Below are 19502 nucleotides of genomic sequence, written 5' to 3' on the forward strand. Positions count from 1 at the left end.
TCCTAAATATGTCTGCATAACAACACAGCACATGCTAATGTGACTCTATATATGATCAAGATAATATTCAGGAGGTTATATATGCCTTATACAGCCAGACATAAAGAACAAAGCCGCCAACGTATATTGCATGCTGCGGCACGACTGTTTTGTTCTCACGGCTTTGATCGAGTAACGCTTACTGAAATTATGAAAAAGGCCAACATGACCCACGGCGCTTTTTACGCTCATTTTTCGGGAAAGAGTAGTTTGTATGAAGCCGCTATGGAGTTTGCTTCTTCCAATGGATTTTGGGCTCGAAATCAAAAGCAAACAGAAACAAAAGAAACGCATTTAAAAGCACTTGTTACTCGCTATTTGAGTTGGAGTAAAAACGATAAAGAGCATCCATCGCCACTAGAATTTTTAGTCACGGATGCAGCACATAAAGATGAGAAGGTTAGACAGGTCTATCAAAGTTGCTTTGATTCACTGGTCGATCGTCTTAGTGGGATTCTATTAAAAAGAGGGGTAACACAACCCAAGGAAGTTGCGGAAGAAACGGTCATTTCTTTAGTAGGAACAGTCACAATTGCACGATCTTTTAACGCTGTACGACAAAGCGATTTTATAAAGCGTGCACAAGAACGAATTATCAATACACTAAACAGCCATTCCAAATAGTGTTAAAAAAGCATATTGGAAAAGAGAAGCATTTGCATATGTAAGTATTCACTTCTACTGTGGCTATTAGGTTGATTTAGTCTTGGTCTAGGTTCTCGTCATTATGGTTGAGATACCAATCCGTTACATAGGGAGCCAGCTGAGGTCCTGTGATAAAGAAGTGTCCGTTAAGTAACGTTTCTCTTTGATTGTAACGAAAAGGTTTACCTTGAGGCGTAACCAGCATACCGCCAGCAGCTTCAATGATGGCTTGCTGAGCCGCAGTGTCCCACTCACTGGTTGGGCCGCGGCGCAAATGAATATCCGCTATCCCCTCGGCAATTCGGCAGCCTTTAATTGAGCTGCCTTTTGGCAACTCACGCACTTGTTCAAAATCACGTTTTAAGCTTTCTTTTAAATCAGCTGGCAGGGCAGGGCCATGGCTACGACTTGTCATAGCTACTATAGGCTCTCTTGGTTCACGCAATTTAATAGGCTCATGGGCATCATCACCTTGCCATTTTATGCTTCCTACAGGCAGGTTATTCCAAGCTTTGGTGACACCAAAATAACCTTCTGTCGTGGTCGGTAAATACACCACTCCCAAGATAGGAACGCCGTCTTCCACTAAAGCAATGTTGATACTAAATTCACCATTTCGCTTAATGAATTCTTTAGTGCCATCGAGAGGATCAACAAGCCACAAGATAGGCCACTTTGAGCGAACCTCAAAAGGGATAACAGCTTCTTCTGACAACACAGGAATATCAGGAGTAAGTGTTTGCAAACCCGCTAGGATAATTTCATGGGCGGCTAGGTCAGCCGCAGTAACAGGGCTATCATCCGCTTTTTCTTCAACACCTAAATCTGCACCTTGATAAATATTCATGATAGCATCCGCTGCTTCATGTATTATTTTTCTCAATGCTAAATAAGTAGGGTGTGTTATTGCTTCCTGCATGGCAGCCTCTAAATGATGACAACAGAATAGGGTCAGTACGTAGTTATGAGTAAACCAGAAAAGCAGGCTTCTCCACAAGCGGTTAGACTAGATAAATGGCTTTGGGCAGCGCGTTTCTTTAAAACACGATCAATATGTAAAGACGCTATTGACGGTGGCAAGGTGACTTATAACGGTAGCAAGGGCAAAGCGAGTCGTAATGTAGAAGTCGGTGCGCTAGTTGGTATCCGTATTGGTTGGGATGAAAAAGTCGTCGAGATTAAAGCGATTAGTGAACAACGGAGAGGCGCTCCTGAAGCTCAACTGCTTTATGAGGAAACACCGGAGTCTGTTGAGAAACGCGCGAAAAGAGCGCTAGAGAATAAGTCCTTTGGCGGGCGTATCATGTCTGATCACAAGCCAAATAAGAAAGAGCGTAGGGACATTAAGCAGTTAAAGAAAGATATTTTCAGCGACCTAGATTAAGAATATCTTTATCTCAAACGTGACTTCATTACTAAATTCGGAAATATAAGCCAGACCTGTTTTCAATGCATGAAGACAGTTCTAATTCTATCAGCGCCTGCATCATTTGATTTGCCTCAAGCCCACTCATAACGATTAACCGATCGAAATCTAGCGGGCTGCCTTCTTCCTTATCTAAAACCTTTAATACCACCTGTGCAGCCTCAGAAGCATCTTCGGGTAGCTTTTGAAACGTTTCCCTATCCTGATGAGACTCCTCTACTGCCAAATGTATTCTTTCACGTGAAACATTAGAGCTTGCTTCTGATTGTGTCGCTTCCATCTCTGGTTTAGATTGGTCGCTTTTTAAAAGGCCTAAATTTGGCAGTTCTTCTAAAATATCGTCAACACCTCTTATCAAGGTTGCCCCTTGCCTCAATAATTCAAAGCAACCAAACGATTGGGGGTCGGTGACTCGCCCAGGTACAGCAAACACCTCTCTGTTTTGCTGTACCGCATAGTTAGCACTAATCAATGATCCACTCTTCACTGAGGCTTCAGTCACTAATACTCCTTTACTTAAACCACTAATAATTCGATTTCGAGGCGGAAAAAGGTGAGGTCTAGGCGTCGTCATAAGAGGATACTCACTTATCAGAGCGCCACCCTTTTCTAGTACATCATGAAATAAGGTAATGTTTTTAGCTGGATAAGGGTGTAATAAGCCTGTTCCCATAACTACTATGGTCGGTGAGTCTGTACTTGAAAGAGCGCCACAATGTGCTGCAGTATCAACACCGATAGCGCCACCACTCACCACACAAACACCTCGAGCTGAAAGCTCAGCGGCAAGTCTAAAGGTTATGTCATGTCCATAACGAGTACATTTTCTAGCGCCGACAATACCCACTTTAGGAAGACTCAAACCTTTTAAAGACCCTTCAAGATAGAAGAAAGCAGGTGCTGTACTAATTTCCTCTAGGTCATCTGGGTAGTAGGGGGTATGCCTAAGCAAAATGTAATGGTTGTCTTCGGCTAACCAAGCGAGTGATATGGCTTTCTTTGCTTCTTGCTCTGATGTGAGTTTGCCCGTGGATAAATAGGCCATTGCTTGTTGAGCCGTCAGATCAGGCCACTTTAGCGATGTCAAAACTTCATAGGAAATAATGGAGCTACCAGAAGGTTTGGAACTAGGCTCTATCAGTAAGCTTTGCTTACTATCCGTTTTTTGCTGATTATCTGATAGTGCTAAATTAGGGTGGCTTAGATACGTATATAACCGCGAGAGTCGAGCAGGGCCTATTCCAGACACAAAGCTTAAACTTAGCCAATCCACCAGTGATAACCCCGTAGCGTTGGGCTCATTTATATTAGAGATATCCATGACTAGCATCCTTTCAAATCATCCAACAAATACCCCATGCAGCATATCTGATGAAGCATTAGGTATTGTCAGTTTAGTTCATCCAGCAGCGATGACGTAATTAGCATTAAAGGGGGCAATAGATAGATCAGTTTGATATTGGTATTTTTTATCTAAGAGATAGAAATATATTCACCAAATGCATCAATAGATCACTGCTCAAGCTGAGCAGTTACGTTACAATAGACGTATAAAATATAGAGAGTGGTAACTCTCTTGCTGAACAAAGATATTTTCATTGGATAAGAATCATGGCCGTTTTACCTGTACTTGAATACCCAGACAAACGTTTGAGAAAAGTCGCACAACCTATCACAGAGTTTACTGATGAGTTGCAAACTCAAATTGATGACATGCTAGATACCATGTATGACCAAAATGGTTTGGGGCTTGCAGCAACACAAGTGGATTATCACCACCGCCTCGTTGTTATGGATTTCTCAGAAGAGCGAAACGAACCTATCGTATTTATAAACCCTGAATTCGATATCATCGATGATGCGCCAAATGAATTCCAAGAAGGCTGTTTATCTGTACCTGGTTTTTACGAACACATATATCGTGCAGCCAAAGTGACAGTGAAAGCCTTAGATCGTCACGGCAAACCGTTTGAAATGGAAGTAGATGAATTGCTAGCGGTATGCGTACAACACGAAGTAGATCATCTAGATGGTAAACTTATGGTCGACTACCTTTCTCCATTGAAACGTAATCGCATTAAAGGCAAGTTGGAAAAAGCGCAAAAGCTAGCTGCCAAAAGAGGCTAAATTTCTTTTATATCGTGCATCAATATTTATTACAAAATCAGGCAATCGCCTGATTTTTTGTTAAGGACACTGTCATGCCAACCTCTCCTTTAAAAATCGTTTTTGCCGGCACCCCTGAGTTTGCGGCCGCAAGCTTACAAGCCTTACTTGATAACCGAGAAGCTAAGCAATATGAGTTAGTCGGTGTTTACACTCAACCAGATAGACCAGCAGGGAGAGGGCAAAAGCTTGTTCAAAGTCCAGTAAAGCAATTAGCTCTAGCTCACAATATTCCCGTTTTCCAACCTCTAAATTTCAAAAACGAGGACGACAAAGCTGAACTTGCAGCCTTAAATGCAGACCTTATGATTGTCGCGGCTTATGGAATCATTTTGCCTCAGGTGGTTTTAGATACACCTAAACTAGGTTGTATTAATGTTCATGCTTCTCTATTGCCACGATGGAGAGGTGCAGCTCCTATCCATAGAGCCATCATCGCTGGCGATAAAGAAACCGGTATCACCATCATGCAAATGGATGTGGGATTGGACACAGGAGATATGTTACTTAAATCATATTGTGAGATTGAAGAAACAGATACCTCAGCCAGCCTACATGACAAGTTAGCAGACTTAGGTGGACAGACGCTGATTCAATCCTTAGATCTTCTGCAGGCAGATAAGCTTGAGCCAGTACAGCAAGATGAAAACCTCACATGCTATGCCGCTAAGCTGGTAAAGCAGGAAGGTGATATAGAGTGGACCGAAGATGCGGAGACCATTGCTCGAAAAATTCGTGGTCTATCGCCTTGGCCGACCGCTTTCACAACAAGCCAAGCTGGCATTATGAAGATTCACGCAGCTCAGCCTTCAGACACTTCTACTAACGCAAGTACGACTAACGCAAGCACCGGTGAAATTATTGCAGCAACTAAAGAGGGTCTTTTGGTATCTACAAGAGATGGCTGCATCTTAATTACGAGTATTCAATTTGCGGGCAGCAAGCGTATGTCGGTTCAAGATGCGCTTAATGGCAAACATAAAGCAGCCTTGCAAGTAGGACAAAAGCTAACGTCTTCAAACAATGAAAACAACTAGTTTTGCCAACGCTAGCTTTGTTATTAATACACCCCACCTAAGCACAAACGAGTAACTATGATGACGTCTGCAGACACAAACTCAGTACACCAAAAGCCAAGACATGTTGCGATTAAAGTGCTTAGCAACATTCTTCTCAAAAAAGGCTCTCTTAGCACTCAGTTGGCGAGACACCAGTCGAGCGTGGCAATCGAGCACGCACCTTTGTTGAAAGAGTTATGCTTTGGTGTTTGCCATCAATACCCAAAATTGAACAGCATTGGGCTTCATTTATTAGCACATCCCTTCGAAGAAAAAGACACCGATTTATATGCTCTTTTATTGCTCGGCTTCTACCAATTGAAATACATGAATACTCCAGATCATGCAGCAATCAACGAATCTGTCGAGGCTTGTCGTTACCTTGATAAAGAATGGGCAACCAAACTTATCAATGCAGTACTTAGGCGTTACCAGCGAGAAGAGAGCGAAATTATCGATCAGCTGATAAAGATGCCGTCTGTCGAATTCAACCATCCAAAATGGCTAGTTAAGCGTTTTAAAAAGCATTGGAGTGAACAGTTTGAGAAAACTATAATTTCTGGAAACAGTCGCCCGCCTATGTGCATACGCGTAAATGAGCAGCAAGTTTCACGTGAAACATACATAGAAAAATTACAAGAAGAGGGTATAGATTGCTTTGAAGGGCCATATTCCCCAACTTCTCTATACCTTAAAAAAGCAGTTGGAGTAAATCAGCTACCAAATTTTCTAGATGGTGAGGTAAGTGTACAAGATGAGGCGGCACAATTATCTGCACATATTTTGTCCCCAAAAAACGGAGATAAAATACTAGATGCTTGTGCAGCGCCGGGGGGTAAAACAGGCCATTTACTAGAAATGTCTCCATTTATAGAGCTTACAGCCGTAGAGTTAGAGCCGTGGCGATTAGAGAAAATCGAATCGAATCTCGAACGCCTTTCTTATCAAGCCGATCTTATCTGTGCTGATGCTTCAGATTTATCGGCTTGGTGGGACAATAATCAATTCGACAAGATCCTTCTCGATGTTCCTTGTTCTGCTACAGGTGTAATAAGAAGAAACCCTGATATCAAAATAAACAGAAAGCCTGCTGATATTGAAGAGTTACTTGTCATTCAAAAAGCCATTTTAAATAATGTATGGAAAACATTAAAACCAAATGGTTATATGCTTTACGCAACCTGCTCTCTACTTCCAGAAGAAAATGAACAACAAATAGCTGACTTTCTGGAAACCCAAAAAGATGCCCATGAAATCCCATTAAATTCTCTAAACGAGACACTAAAAATAGAGTGGGGGATAGAGGTGAGCCACGGAAGACAACTTTTTCCCAACGAAAATGGTCACGATGGTTTTTATTATTGTCTGCTAAAAAAGAAAGCTTGAGTCATTTCAGCTACTACAATTATGGACTCTTAATGTTCTGATCGTTTTAGAAAAATCGTAGAGTAAGAAGGGGCATTGTTTCACATGAAACAATGCCCCTTCTTTATGTGCACTCTATAAACTGTTACCAATTGCGGCAAGTCTGTATCAAAAATACCTTTAACTGACACGACCTAATCACCAGTCCATAGCTCGGTAAATATAAACCCTATCTAAAAGCAATATGAAATTAGTCTATGAGAACGGCCAAAATAGGAAAATAATCGTCAGCGAAAATAATATCGACTATTTTTAAGTTCTGGTTAATTTCTATTTATGATGAGAGTAAAATCAAGGCCACATATACTTCATTAACTAGTCAGTAGAAATGGGCGATAGATAAGCCTTTTTACAATTTTTGAGTACTAGACTCTAAGGCAACATATGAAAATTATCATAATCGGTGCAGGACAAGTTGGCGGTACATTAGCAGCTAACCTAGCCAGTGAAGATAACGACGTAACCATAATTGATACTAATTTAGACCGCCTTAGAGAACTACAAGACAGGCTTGATATACAAACTGTAGAAGGCAATGGCGCGCACCCAGATGTGTTAGAAAGAGCTGGGTGTAATGATGCAGATTTATTAATTGCCGTAAGTAACCAAGATGAAACGAATATGATGGCATGTCAGGTTGCCCATACTCTTTTCAAGACTCCCACAAAAATTGGCCGTATCCGCTCTAGTGCTTACTCAAAATACCCAGAGCTATTTTGTGATCAGGCTTTACCTATGGATGTTCGAATTAGTCCAGAGAAAGAGGTTACTAAACATCTAAGCAGGCTCATTCGTTATCCGGGTGCGTTACAAGTCATGGAATTTGCCGAAGGTAGGGTCCAGTTAGTGGTAGTAAAAGCCGAGAAGGGAGGTCCACTTATCGACCAACCAATCAGCTATTTGAAGGAGCACATGCCTTCTATCCGCACCAGAATTGCAGCAATTTATCGTAACGGTAAATCTATTTCACCTGATGGCAATACAAAAATACATGCTAACGATGAAGTGTTTTTCCTGACGGCTCAACGTGATGTATTAGATGTTATGAGTGAATTACGCCCTCTAGATAACCCGTATAGGCGCATCATTATTGCAGGAGGGGGTAACATAGGTGAACGACTTGCTCGCAGTTTAGAGAAAGAATACAAGGTTAAAATCATAGAACGCGATGCCGAGCGATGCCGATATTTATCAGAAACATTAGACAATACGATTGTCCTGAATGGTGACGCCTCTACACAGGAACTACTCCTCGAAGAGAATATAGAATCAACCGATGTATTCTGTGCATTAACCAATAATGATGAAGCCAACATCATGGCTTCCATGTTGGCAAAAGTGCTAGGTGTAAGAACCGTTATGACCATTATCAACAACCCAGCTTATGTTGATATTGTTCAAGAAGGTATGATTGATATCGCGATATCACCACAACAAACCACCACAAGTTCATTATTAAGTTTTATCCGACGCGGTGATGTTGTGAATGTTCACTCCATGCGTAAAGGCGCTGCAGAGGCACTCGAAGCAGTAGCACATGGAGATTTCCAATCCTCTAAAGTGGTTGGCCGTAGTATCGCGAACTTAAACTTACCTGATGGTGCCATTATTGGTGCTATCGTTCGTGAAGAAGAGCTAATCATTGCCACTAAAGAATTAGTGATTGAAGCAGAAGACCATGTCATCATATTCGTCACCAACAAAAAACAAATCCCAGCGGTTGAGCAGCTCTTCCAGGTTGGGCTAACTTTCTTCTGATCTAATAGGTTCCAATCTAATAGATGTAGAATGAACGAAAACGACTATTAAAAACTGTGATACCTGACCAAACTAACTGTCAGACTGTAGGACAAAAACATGCACTTTAAGGTAATTTTACGCGTCATCGGTTTGTTGGTTATGGTGTTCAGCGTATCACTCATCCCGCCTATTATTGTTTCTCTTATCTATTCTGACAGCGCACTGAATGCCTTTATTTATTCATTTGGGATCAACCTAGTTGCCGGCTTTTTACTGTGGTTGCCTGTTAGGCGAGAGCGTGGCGAACTAAAAATACGTGACGGATTTCTAGTAACTGTTTTGTTCTGGACAGTACTAGGCTTCTTCGGATCTATGCCTTTCTTCTTAGCAGAAATGCCTGCGTTGGCCTTTACTGATGCATTGTTTGAATCTATTTCAGGCTTAACAACCACAGGTGCAACAATCCTCACAAGCATCGATGACCTACCAAAATCCATTCTATTTTACCGTCAATTGTTAAGTTGGTTAGGTGGTATGGGTATCGTCGTCTTGGCCGTTGCTATCATGCCAATGTTAGGCATTGGTGGTATGCAGCTTTATAGAGCCGAAACACCAGGGCCAGTAAAAGACAGCAAGCTGACACCCAGAATCGCAGAAACAGCGAAAGCACTCTGGTACATATACGCCACCCTTACAGCAGTATGTGCATTAGGCTATTGGGCTGCGGGCATGACATTATTCGATGCGATTTGTCATAGTTTCTCGACCGTAGCCATTGGCGGCTTCTCAACACATGATGCCAGTATTGGCTATTTCGACAGTGTCGCTATTGAAATGATTTGTACTTTCTTCATGATCATTTGCGCATTTAACTTTGCTCTTCACTTCTATGCATGGCGACACAAAAGTGTTTGGCATTACTTGAAGGATCCAGAAGCGCGATTCTTCTTATTCATTCTCTCTGGCACCATTGTACTTACCGCACTTGTGCTTGCCATGACCTCAACTTATGAATGGGACAAAGCGATTCGCTACGCAGTATTTGAAAGCGTTTCAATTGCGACCACATCAGGGTTTGGCACTGCCGACTTCTCTAGCTGGCCTCACTTTTTACCTTTCTTATTGATAGTGACATCCTTCATTGGTGGTTGTGCGAGCTCTACGGGTGGTGGTATGAAGGTTATTCGTATTCTCTTGATTCTTAAACAAGGTCTACGTGAGATTCAACGACTCATTCACCCTAGCGCAGTAATACCAGTTAAAGTCGGCGGGAAAGCCATACAAGAGCGAGTTGTTTCTGCTGTTTGGGGCTTCTTCTCAGCCTATTTAATGATTTATATCATCCTTATGGTAGGTTTGATGGCAACAGGGTTAGATCAAGTCACAGCCTGGTCTGCTGTCGCTGCTACCTTAAACAACTTGGGGCCGGGGCTTGGCGATGTAGCGGCAAACTTTGCGGGAATTGGAGACGCTGCAAAATGGATGCTGTGTTTCTCCATGTTACTAGGCCGTTTAGAAGTATTTACTCTACTGGTATTATTCACCCCAATGTTTTGGCAGAAGTAGTTAAAGCAGCCAAGGTATATCTATGACACCAGCAATAAATCTATTAAGGAAACAGGGCTTATCTTTTAGCCTCCGTGAATATGAACATGATAAGCAATGTACCCACTTTGGTGAGGAAGCCGCTGAAAAGCTGAACTTAGACCCAGCTAGCGTCTTTAAGACACTGTTAGTAAGTGATGACAAACAATTCTTTGTGGCTATCGTACCGGTTACCGGCACTCTTAATTTAAAGCGTGCAGCAAGCGTGTTTGAAGTGAAGAAATTACGCATGGCGGAACCTAAAGAGGCGGAACGTCTAACAGGCTATCTCATTGGTGGTATTAGCCCCATAGGTCAAAAGAAAGACCTTACCACCTGCATTGATCAAACTGCCCTTAACTTCTCAACAATTTACGTTAGCGGTGGCCAGAGAGGCTTAGATATAGGTATATCTCCCGATGACTTAAGTAAAGCATGTCACCGCTCGCTGTTCGCCAATATTGGCGAAAGAAAAACATAACATTAATAAAACAAGGGCCCTTCCTATGTCACAAAACAAACCCATTATTCTGCTCGATCGAGATGGCGTGATCAATCAAGACTCTGCTGCCTATGTAAAATCAGTTGAAGAATGGCAACCGATTCCCGGTAGCATTAAATCTATTGCAGCATTATCGAAAGCTGGATTTAAAATTTTTGTGGTAACTAACCAATCAGGTATTGCCCGTGGTTACTATAACGAAGACACACTCAAAGCGATGCACGATAAAATGATTGCTCTAGTTGAAAAAGAGGGGGGTGTCATATCAGGTATCGAATATTGCCCCCATGGACCAGACGATAATTGCCAATGCCGTAAACCTAAAAGCGGAATGATAGAGTCAATCGAAAGACAACTGGGAGTAAACTTTGAAACTTACCCAGCCATTATGGTGGGGGACTCTTTACGGGACTTAGAAGCAGGCCAAGCAAGAGGCTGCACCCCTGTCCTAGTATTAACAGGAAAAGGTCGTACGACTCAAAGCAAAGAAATCGATTTTCCCTTCTCTATCTATACCGATCTATCAGCATTTGCCGTATCAGTCTTACATAACCATTCATAATGTAGCGGTATAAAGTAAGTGATCACTTACCTTATACCACATTAACTCAAATAGCTTTTTACTCAACCTTAAAATATCGAACAAAATTTCATCAAATGTGAGTATTCCTAATACCCAATTTATTGGACTCATGATAGAATGATGAGAATCATTATCATTAAATACCTTGCTGTAAAGTATTATTCCTATGCAAAATACCACGCTCACACGTATTGAGAATGTACTGAATTACATTCATGCCCATCTTGATGAACCTATACAAGTAACGGACTTAGCTGAAAAGAGTTGCTGGTCACGCTGGCAGTTCCAACGGGTTTTTGGCATTGCTACAGGATTAACTGCAGCACAATACATTCGAGAGCTGCGTTTGAGCAAAGCAGCTGAGTTGCTATTAAAGGGTCAGAACAAACACTTAGAAATTGCCATCGCGTGCGGCTTTGATTCAGAGATTAGTTTTAGTCGCGCTTTTAAACAAATGTTTCAATGTACGCCAAAGCAATATCGCCAACGAGGCAAGAGAGTCGGGCTAAGAACACCACTCAAACATTGTATGCCAAAACGAAAATGGGTGAGCCCTACCGCTTTTACTCAAATCCGCATAGAGAACCGTCCTGCCTTTAAGGTTATGGGGCACTGTGACTGGATAAGCGGTCCTTTCTCAAAAGAACCTAACTTCTTAGAGCAGGTACCCAAGGTTTGGCAAAGCTTTGTAGAAAACTACCCAACTCACTTTAATGAATTAACTCAAAATCCTATCGGCGTCATTGACACTAGAGAGAATCAAAAGCATCCAGATGAGTTATTATATTGGGCAGGTTACACAACAAACTCTCAACAGGCAGAAAGCACCCTTGAAGTTCCAGAGCAGGAGTACGCTGTTATTCCCGTACATGGAGAGGTGAGAGCACTAGAATCTGCTGTTGAATGGTTTTTCTTTCATTGGCTACCAGAGTCAAGCTACTGCAATACCCCAGGCTTTGAGCTCGAAGTCTACACACCAAATTATGACCCCCATAATAAAAACAGCTATATGGAATATTGGCTGCCTATTGAGCCTAGGAATACGTCAAGTTTTCACCTTATTTGAGTAAAGATGCACCAAAAGGTTAAGTTTCAGCGTTTTTCAATCAATACAATGAGATTCATTATCAATAACATCCTTATTGTATTGTTGGAGCACTAATGAAACGTTCAATTCACTTTCGTCCTACTTTGTTAGCCGTTGCGATCTCAGCGGCAAGCGCACCTTTCTCCTATGCAGAAGAAACAGATACAGATTTAAATGAAATAGTTAGATTAGAAACAATTGAAATTAAAGGTCAAGCTTACCGTAACACAGCAACCAAAACACAATTGGAGATTGAAGAAACACCACAGGCCATTACAATCGTCTCTAGTGAAGAATTAGAGGAAAGAGGCGTAGAAAGCTTGTCTGAAGCACTTCGTTATTCTTCGGGTGTCCACAGTGAATTACGTGGTGGTGCAATTACACGCTTTGACTTCTTCAATGTTCGCGGTTTTAGTAACAACATCGCTTATTATGATGGTTTACAGCTACCTTTTAATGGTTGGAATATTCAACCTCAAATAGATAGCACTGCTATAGAACAAATTGAAGTATTTAAAGGTCCAACATCAACGCTATATGGCGCAACCGCAACTGGCGGTATGGTCAATATGATAAGCAAATCACCTCAAGATGAATCATCTAATAGTATTGATATTGCTCTAGGTAGCGACAATAAAACAGAGGTTTCTTTTGATAGTACAGGCGCTATAAGCGAAGGGGTAAATTATCGGGTGTTAGGCTTGGCTCGACAAAAAGATGCTCAGTCTACAACTGCTGGCGAAGAGCGAATTATGATCGCTCCATCTATTGATATCGAAATCAGTGAAGACACTCAATTAAACATCAACATGTACTATCAAAATGATCCAGATATGGGGGTGTATTCGGCCTTACCTTCTAAAGGAACAGTATATGAAAATATTAATGGTCAATTAGATTCAGATGCTTATGCTGGCGATGCTGGCTGGGAAACATATGAGCGTGAAGTATTACTGTTTGGCTATAAATTAGACCATACAATTAATAACACTTGGAGTTTACTCCAAAATGCTCGAGTGACGCTTGCTAAAGCCTACCAACAAAATGTTTACTCAACGAGCCTAGATTCAGACGAAAGTACGCTTAACCGAAGAGCCTACATTACTGATGAGGCTTCAACAGGCTTCAATATTGATAACCAATTATCTGGCTTATTTGATCTAGGCAATGCTGAACATAATATTCTCGCTGGCATTGATTATCAGTATTTAACCTCTGATATTAAATATGAAGATGCTGTAGCTGCGACTATAGATTTATATGATCCAGATTATTATCAGCTTAGTCTCAGTAATTTAGACTTTGCCGCATCCGGTTATAGTAGTGACTTCAATATAAAAAGATCTCAGTTAGGTCTGTATTTACAAGATCAAATTAGAGTAGATCAATGGGTACTTATAGCGGGTGGACGCTATGATCAATATGATTATGAAGAAAGCGGGACAAAGTATGGTAGCGACGCTACAGATACCGTTGATGCTAGTGAATTCTCAGGCCGAGTTGCAGCACTCTACCAGTTTGAAAACGGTCTATCACCATTTGCGAGTTACTCTCAGAGTTTCGAGGCTTTAAGTGGATCAGACAGTGGCGGTAATGTTAACAAACCATCAATCTCTGATCAGATTGAAGCCGGCTTAAAGTACACGTCGAATGGTTTTCATGCGGGTATTACGGCATATGAAATTATTAAAGATAACTTCTTAACGCCAACTACAAGCACTTATGTCACGAGGCAGGTCGAAGAAGCTCGTTCTCGCGGTATTGAAATCGATATTCAAAAATCAATCACTCCTGAATTGAATTTGGCGACTTCGATTACTTTCCAAGAAGTTGAAATTACTGAAGATTCAACAAATGCAATTACTGGTAATACACCAATTAGGACGCCTGATAAACTAATCAATACTTGGTTATCGTACCAACCTAATAAAGGAAAGCTAATAGGCTCTAAATTTAACTTAGGTGTGCGTCACGTAGGTAAAACTCAAGTTGATGCGCAGAACTCAGATACAGTTCCGTCGTATACCCTTGTAGACTTTTCCGTTGGATATGACCTCTCTTACTTATCCGCCGATTGGCAAGGAGTTAGTTTACAGTTCGCTGTATCTAACGCCTTCGATGAAGTCTATTACACCTGTTACGACACATCTAACTGCTGGTTTGGTGCAGATCGCTATTTCGAGTTGAAAGGTCGTTATGAGTTCTAAGTGGTTTGAAGATAAATGAAAGGGCATTTAGAGCACCTTTTTAACGATAGCAAAGAGTTTCTAGCCGCCTTAAAAGGGTGCGAGTTAGATCCTCAGTTAGAAGGTAGTCCGATGTTGTTATCCCCTTCATCGGCCACACCTTTCTTAAAAAATTTGCATATCACTCTCAGTAAGGCATACCCAGAAACGGGTATGCCTTACTGGCGTGTTAGGTCTTGGGAATTAAGTTGCTGGCAACCTATTTATTTAGCACTGATTTGTGTCTATCACATTAAGTTAGTCCCTAAAGAGTTACATGCTCTACACCAAGCTCAACAGCATGATTATGTTGCAGGATATGCATTACCTGATGGTGAATGGTTCTCAGGTGAACACAACTTACTTATCCAATACGCAGCTCAGCAGCTTCTAATCTTATTTGAAGCTTTAGAAAGCACCCACATTACACTGCTAGGCGGCAAAAAATCTCAATATCGAGCTATCTTAGCGGACCTTTTACTTAGTTCTATGGTGAATGCAGGACAGGCTTTTGCCAGTATTGAAACTATAAAAGCAGAATATATCTTGTGGGCGACCGCATTAAATTTAAATACAGATCTATCAAAAATTAAAATTGAAGGTACAGATAGTTTAATCTTTTATCGCCGTACTTGCTGCCTACATTATAGACGTAATGATGGCGAGTTTTGCAATAACTGTCCCCGTATCCATAAGAAACATAAAGTCAGAGAACACCATGTTTGAACTCGCTAACCTTGCCATTAAAAGAAATCAAAAGCAGATTTTAGATGTCCCTCATCTAACACTGCCTAGTAACAAGCTCTGCGTAATACTCGGGCACAATGGCTCGGGGAAAACCACACTAATGCAATGCCTAGCTCGCCAGTTATCTCCTGATACCGGCTCTATTGTCTTTAATAATCAAGATATCAATCACTTCTCTCAAAGAAAGCTAGCACAAGAAATTGCATTCCTACCTCAGCACTTACCAGCGTCATCAGGCCTGACGGTTAGGGAGCTTGTGCAATTAGGTCGGTTCCCATGGCGTGGCACTTGGGGAAGGATGCAAGCTGAAGATAATCGAATTATTAACCGTTCTATCGAGCAAGTATCTTTAGAAAGCTATTCAGATCAATTTATAGAAGACTTATCTGGTGGTGAGCGACAACGAGCCTGGATTGCCATGTTGCTTGCACAACAATCTCCCGTCTTATTATTGGATGAACCTACCTCCGCATTGGATGTTTCCCACCAGTATGAGCTGCTCAGTTTATTAAAAGATTTAAACCAAAAAACAGGGCAAGGGATGGTGATTATTCTGCACGATATCAACCTAGCCGCTCGTTACGCGGACCATATTCTTGCGATGAAACAGGGGCAGGTTTTGTTCCAAGGAAATGCTGACGAATTAATGCAAATAGACGCACTAGAAACGCTATACGACATTCCAATGACTCTTATTAATCACCCCAAACACGACTCTAAGGTAGCAATTGTATGTTAGTACTTACTTCTAATTTATCTACTGTAAGAAAGGCCGTAAGCCTTCTTACACTATGTTTTTCTAGTATGGCTTTTGCTGATATCAAGATTCAAGACAGTCTTGGTGAGCAAGTCTTTTCCGAGGTACCTAAGCGCGTTGCTTCTCTCAACTGGGAACTAACCGAGAATGTAATCGAGCTTGGTGTATCTCCTATTGCGACAGCTGATATTGCTGGCTACAGAGAGTGGGTACAACGTCCTGAATTACCTCAAACAACACAAGATATTGGTGACAGGGCAGAACCTAATTTAGAGAAGTTAGCCGAGTTAAAGCCTGATGTCATTCTCATTGGTGCTGCCTTATACAGCATAAAGTCAAAGCTTGAAGAAATAGCACCGGTCGTCTTTTTTCATTCCTACCAAGCAGAGCATAACAATGCGGAGCAGGTCGACAAAGCCTTTATGAGTATTGCTACTTTGCTAAACAAGGAAGCAGAAGCTAAGCAAAAACTCGCAACGAGAACACAAGTGTTCGCAGAATTAAAAACTAAGCTAGATACAGCATTCCCAAATGGACTTCCAAAAGTCGCTAGTATGCGTTTTGCGAACACCACATCCGCGTATGTATATGGCGATAATGCTATGCCTCAATATGCCTTAGAAGCAGTGGGAATAGAAAATGCACTTTCTTTAGCCAATACACAATGGGGTGTAACCCAAAAGAAATTGAAGTTTCTGCGTAGTGTTGACGCTAATGTGCTGCTGTACTTCCAACCCTTCTATGAAGAAGAAAAGTTGAACGCTTCCCCTCTTTGGAAAGCTATGCCTTTTGTGCAACAGAATAAGGTCGCGTCTGTCGCGTCTACATGGACTTACGGTGGCGCTATGTCATTACAATATTTAGCAGAAGCAATGACAGACTCACTGCTTGAGGTTGCTAATCAGCAATGAGCACCTCTAGCACGAAAAAACAGTTCGGGGCGATAAGCGCCCTGATCCTGTTTATTTATATCTTTCTACAATTAGATACCAGCCTCGATATCACTACCCAATGGCAGATAATACAAGGTAACGTAGAGCAAGACTTTGAGCAGGTAGACTGGGCTTACTCACGCCTCCCTAAACTGGTAATTGCTCTATTAGTTGGATCTTGTTTGGGCCTTATTGGTAGTGTGATTCAGCAACTAACCTTGAACCCTTTACTGTCTCCTACCACCCTAGGGACTTCAAGTGGCGCTTGGTTAGGCTTAATCGTTTTATCCATAGTATGGCCAGAAGGGCAAGCTAACTATCAAGTGTTCGCGGCTATGCTAGGTTCAATAATCGCGCTCTCTTTAGTCTTACTCATATGCGGAATCAGACAGTTCTCTGGATTATCCATCGTTCTTTCTGGTATGGCGGTAAATCTACTGTTTGGTGCCATTACCACCGCGCTTATCTTACTCAACGAACAATATGCCCAGAACTTATTCATTTGGGGAGCAGGAGACTTAAGCCAAAATGGCTGGGATAAAGTGCAATGGCTATGGCCCCATTGTTTAATCGCAATAGGCATACTGCTCTATGCAGGAAAACCACTGGCCTTACTAAAACTCGGGCAAAATGGCGCAGCTGGGCGGGGTTTAAATGTAAAAGCACTATTTTTAGTCTTGCTAGTATTCGGACTCTGGATGTTATCCGCAGCCATCACCATGGTTGGGGTTATTGGCTTCCTTGGACTTGTCGCCCCCAATCTAGCTCGCCTAATTGGAGCGAGAACACCAACCTCTGAACTTTACTGGTCTAGCCTACTTGGAGCCACGCTCTTAATTCTGGCCGACAATATATCTGTACTCATAAGCTTAGCCACATTTGATATTGTTCCTACAGGGTTAAGCACTGCGTTAATTGGAGCCCCTTTACTTATTTGGCTGATTCGCCAAAAACTCAACCAAGACAACAATAGTAGCTTTCAGATGATAGTGGGTAAGAGAAGCCTATCTCGCTCTTCTATTAGCATCATTGGTGGCATGCTGGTTTTGATTGTATTCATTAGTATTTTTTCTCACTTCCAAAACAATCAATATGTACTACATTGGCCAAATTCATTTAGCTGGCAACTAAAGTGGCCCAGAATTACCGCCAGCTTATCTGCGGGGGCTGCTATGGCAGTCTCAGGGGTCATCATGCAAAGACTCATACATAACCCATTAGCCAGCCCAGATTTACTTGGCTTATCTGCAGGCGCAGTCTTGGCTATGGTAGGTTGCAGTGCTTTCTTCGGTATTCGCTTAGGTGAGGTGGGGCCTTTAGTCGCCTTTTTAGGTAGTGCGACCATTCTGTGTATATTGCTCTTCTTAGGTCGAAAGTTTCGCTTTTCAGCAACACCAATGATTCTAACGGGCGTTGCCTTAGCTGCTTTTATAGAAACACTTGTTCAGTTCTCTTTAATGAAAGGTACAGAGGATATATATGACATTTTACGTTGGCTAGCGGGCTCAACCTATCGTGTCACGCCTGACCAAGCCTTACTACTCACTGCCGTGAGCGCAGTATTAGTTGCACTAACCTTGAGTTTGCATCGCTGGCTAACACTTATGTCTATGGGCAGAGTAACCGCAGCAGCGAGAGGTATAGCCATAAAACCAAGTTTTATATTCTTACTGATACTGGCTGCAGCTTTGTGCGCCTCCGTAACGGCATTGCTTGGGCCTATTGCTTTTGTCAGTATTGTTGCGCCTCATTTAGCCAGCCTGCTAGGAGCACGTAATGTCATTTCACAAGTTTCTGTCTCTGCTTTAATTGGTGCAAGCTTACTACAAGCCGCAGATTGGTTAGGGCAAACAGTGATTTACCCGAATCACCTAGCAGCAGGTACTATGGTAGCTATCATAGGCGGTAGTTATTTCATGCTGCTATTACTCAAGAACCGACAACATGGAAGAAGCTAATACCTTGCTTCTTTAAGGGTGGTAAACCTATATAATGCAGCTTAAAGACAAACTAAGTGAGTGAGATTTTCATGGCTAATGCAAAACTAGGGCAAAAGGTAATAGAGGAAATTGAAGCCTTTATACAAAGCCGAAAAAGCTTAATGCTTTCTACTCTTGGGGAAGATAATTTACCTTCTGCTTCCTACGCCCCTTTTGTTACCTATGACCAGCACCTATATATTTTTATTAGTGGGCTGGCTTCACATACTCAAAACCTAATAGATCGACCTCATGCCTCGCTGCTATTTATTGAAGATGAAGACAACTGCGCCAATGTCTTTGCCAGATTGCGCTTAAGCTACCAAATAACATCGAATGTGATTTCTAGAGATGAGCCATTATGGCATCAAGCTATCCAAGCTATGACGGAGAAGTTAGGAGAGCAAGTGACACAGCTAAGTCAGTTAGGTGACTTTGTACTATTTCAGCTCACACCAACATCAGGGCGCTTCGTGAAGGGCTTTGGTAAGGCTTACGAACTGGAAGGGGAGAACCTACAAATAAACTCTATTAAGCACATCAGAGGGAATTAATTCGCGCTATATTTTTTTGATAGTTAGAACTAGTACCCATAAAAAAGCCCCTA

18 protein-coding genes are annotated in these 19502 nt (G+C 41.8%); 16 read left to right on the plus strand and 2 right to left on the minus strand.

Going from position 1 to position 19502, the window contains the following annotated elements; translation table 11 throughout:
• Window positions 1-81: 81 nt before the first annotated feature.
• Window positions 82-663, plus strand: coding sequence for a TetR/AcrR family transcriptional regulator (locus OFY17_RS03800; protein ID WP_263529372.1), 582 nt, complete (start codon window positions 82-84; stop codon window positions 661-663).
• A gap of 76 nt (window positions 664-739) precedes the next feature.
• Here OFY17_RS03800 and cysQ read toward each other — a convergent pair whose 3' ends face one another.
• On the minus strand, window positions 740-1603 hold the full coding sequence (gene cysQ / locus OFY17_RS03805; protein WP_263529373.1) for a 3'(2'),5'-bisphosphate nucleotidase CysQ: 864 nt from the start codon (window positions 1601-1603) through the stop codon (window positions 740-742).
• A gap of 45 nt (window positions 1604-1648) precedes the next feature.
• Between cysQ and OFY17_RS03810 the strand changes: the two genes are divergently transcribed.
• The gene (locus OFY17_RS03810) at window positions 1649-2068 is read left to right on the plus strand and encodes an RNA-binding S4 domain-containing protein (protein ID WP_263529374.1); all 420 of its coding nucleotides are present in this window, start codon (window positions 1649-1651) and stop codon (window positions 2066-2068) included.
• A gap of 31 nt (window positions 2069-2099) precedes the next feature.
• On the opposite strand, the gene dprA is transcribed toward OFY17_RS03810, so the two are convergent.
• A complete protein-coding gene (gene dprA, locus OFY17_RS03815) occupies window positions 2100-3431 on the minus strand; it encodes a DNA-processing protein DprA (protein ID WP_263529375.1) in 1332 nt (443 codons plus the stop codon).
• A 290-nt stretch (window positions 3432-3721) separates the two neighbouring features.
• Here dprA and def point away from each other — a divergent pair, with 290 nt between their 5' ends.
• The 14 genes from def (at window position 3722) to OFY17_RS03885 (ending at window position 19449) form a co-directional block, all read left to right on the plus strand.
• Complete coding sequence (gene def / locus OFY17_RS03820) at window positions 3722-4237, plus strand: peptide deformylase (protein WP_263529376.1); 516 nt, start codon at window positions 3722-3724, stop codon at window positions 4235-4237.
• Between the two features lie 74 nt (window positions 4238-4311).
• The gene (gene fmt / locus OFY17_RS03825; RefSeq protein WP_263529377.1) at window positions 4312-5313 is read left to right on the plus strand and encodes a methionyl-tRNA formyltransferase; all 1002 of its coding nucleotides are present in this window, start codon (window positions 4312-4314) and stop codon (window positions 5311-5313) included.
• 57 nt (window positions 5314-5370) lie between these two features.
• A complete protein-coding gene (rsmB, locus tag OFY17_RS03830) occupies window positions 5371-6720 on the plus strand; it encodes a 16S rRNA (cytosine(967)-C(5))-methyltransferase RsmB (protein ID WP_263529378.1) in 1350 nt (449 codons plus the stop codon).
• A 423-nt stretch (window positions 6721-7143) separates the two neighbouring features.
• Window positions 7144-8517, plus strand: coding sequence for a Trk system potassium transporter TrkA (gene trkA / locus OFY17_RS03835; RefSeq protein WP_263529379.1), 1374 nt, complete (start codon window positions 7144-7146; stop codon window positions 8515-8517).
• A 99-nt stretch (window positions 8518-8616) separates the two neighbouring features.
• Entirely contained in the window at window positions 8617-10065 is a 1449-nt protein-coding gene (locus tag OFY17_RS03840) for a TrkH family potassium uptake protein (protein ID WP_263529380.1), read from the plus strand.
• A gap of 22 nt (window positions 10066-10087) precedes the next feature.
• Window positions 10088-10564 carry a Cys-tRNA(Pro) deacylase gene (ybaK, locus tag OFY17_RS03845; protein WP_263529381.1) on the plus strand — a complete coding sequence of 159 codons (477 nt, stop codon included), beginning with the start codon at window positions 10088-10090 and terminating at the stop codon, window positions 10562-10564.
• Window positions 10565-10589: 25 nt separating this feature from the next.
• A complete protein-coding gene (gene gmhB / locus OFY17_RS03850) occupies window positions 10590-11147 on the plus strand; it encodes a D-glycero-beta-D-manno-heptose 1,7-bisphosphate 7-phosphatase (protein ID WP_263529382.1) in 558 nt (185 codons plus the stop codon).
• A gap of 187 nt (window positions 11148-11334) precedes the next feature.
• Entirely contained in the window at window positions 11335-12234 is a 900-nt protein-coding gene (locus tag OFY17_RS03855; protein ID WP_263529383.1) for an AraC family transcriptional regulator, read from the plus strand.
• Window positions 12235-12329: 95 nt separating this feature from the next.
• Window positions 12330-14462, plus strand: a complete 2133-nt coding sequence (locus OFY17_RS03860; RefSeq protein WP_263529384.1) for a TonB-dependent siderophore receptor — start codon at window positions 12330-12332, stop codon at window positions 14460-14462.
• A gap of 15 nt (window positions 14463-14477) precedes the next feature.
• Entirely contained in the window at window positions 14478-15206 is a 729-nt protein-coding gene (locus OFY17_RS03865) for a siderophore ferric iron reductase (RefSeq protein WP_263529385.1), read from the plus strand.
• Window positions 15199-15966, plus strand: a complete 768-nt coding sequence (locus OFY17_RS03870) for an ABC transporter ATP-binding protein (RefSeq protein ID WP_263529386.1) — start codon at window positions 15199-15201, stop codon at window positions 15964-15966. Before OFY17_RS03865 ends, OFY17_RS03870 begins: the two co-directional genes overlap by 8 nt.
• Complete coding sequence (locus OFY17_RS03875) at window positions 15960-16895, plus strand: iron-siderophore ABC transporter substrate-binding protein (RefSeq protein ID WP_263529387.1); 936 nt, start codon at window positions 15960-15962, stop codon at window positions 16893-16895. The genes OFY17_RS03870 and OFY17_RS03875 overlap by 7 nt, the downstream gene beginning before the upstream one ends.
• The gene (fhuB, locus tag OFY17_RS03880; RefSeq protein ID WP_263529388.1) at window positions 16892-18874 is read left to right on the plus strand and encodes a Fe(3+)-hydroxamate ABC transporter permease FhuB; all 1983 of its coding nucleotides are present in this window, start codon (window positions 16892-16894) and stop codon (window positions 18872-18874) included. The genes OFY17_RS03875 and fhuB overlap by 4 nt, the downstream gene beginning before the upstream one ends.
• Window positions 18875-18945: 71 nt before the next feature.
• Window positions 18946-19449, plus strand: coding sequence for a HugZ family pyridoxamine 5'-phosphate oxidase (locus OFY17_RS03885; RefSeq protein ID WP_263529389.1), 504 nt, complete (start codon window positions 18946-18948; stop codon window positions 19447-19449).
• Window positions 19450-19502: the final 53 nt, after the last annotated feature.

It is taken from the genome of Marinomonas sargassi (assembly GCF_025716875.1).
GTDB lineage: Bacteria > Pseudomonadota > Gammaproteobacteria > Pseudomonadales > Marinomonadaceae > Marinomonas > Marinomonas sargassi.